Source organism: Halalkalibacter alkalisediminis (assembly GCF_028610705.1).
Classification (GTDB): Bacteria; Bacillota; Bacilli; order Bacillales; family Bacillaceae_D; genus Halalkalibacter; species Halalkalibacter alkalisediminis.
The window spans coordinates 1-553 of record NZ_JAQQWT010000141.1 but is presented as its reverse complement, the minus strand read 5'-3'; the positions used below and the strand labels follow the sequence as shown (position 1 = coordinate 553).

The window sequence follows — 553 nt, the reverse complement described above, 5'->3', positions numbered from 1 at the left end:
CCACGCTTCCACACCAGACCTATCAACCTCATCATCTCTAAGGGGTCTTACTGGATTTACTCCATGGGAAATCTCATCTTGAGGGGGGCTTCATGCTTAGATGCTTTCAGCACTTATCCCGTCCACACGTAGCTACCCAGCTATGCTCCTGGCGGAACAACTGGTACACCAGCGGTGTGTCCATCCCGGTCCTCTCGTACTAAGGACAGCTCCTCTCAAATTTCCTGCGCCCGCGACGGATAGGGACCGAACTGTCTCACGACGTTCTGAACCCAGCTCGCGTACCGCTTTAATGGGCGAACAGCCCAACCCTTGGGACCTACTTCAGCCCCAGGATGCGATGAGCCGACATCGAGGTGCCAAACCTCCCCGTCGATGTGGACTCTTGGGGGAGATAAGCCTGTTATCCCCAGGGTAGCTTTTATCCGTTGAGCGATGGCCCTTCCATGCGGAACCACCGGATCACTAAGCCCGACTTTCGTCCCTGCTCGACTTGTAGGTCTCGCAGTCAAGCTCCCTTTTGCCTTTGCACTCTACGAATGATTTCCAACCA

The 553-nt window shown here is 55.0% G+C and carries 1 rRNA gene; it reads right to left on the bottom strand.

The annotated features are described in order from the left end of the window. A 23S ribosomal RNA gene (locus PQ474_RS26245) occupies positions 1-553 on the bottom strand; the annotation flags it as partial.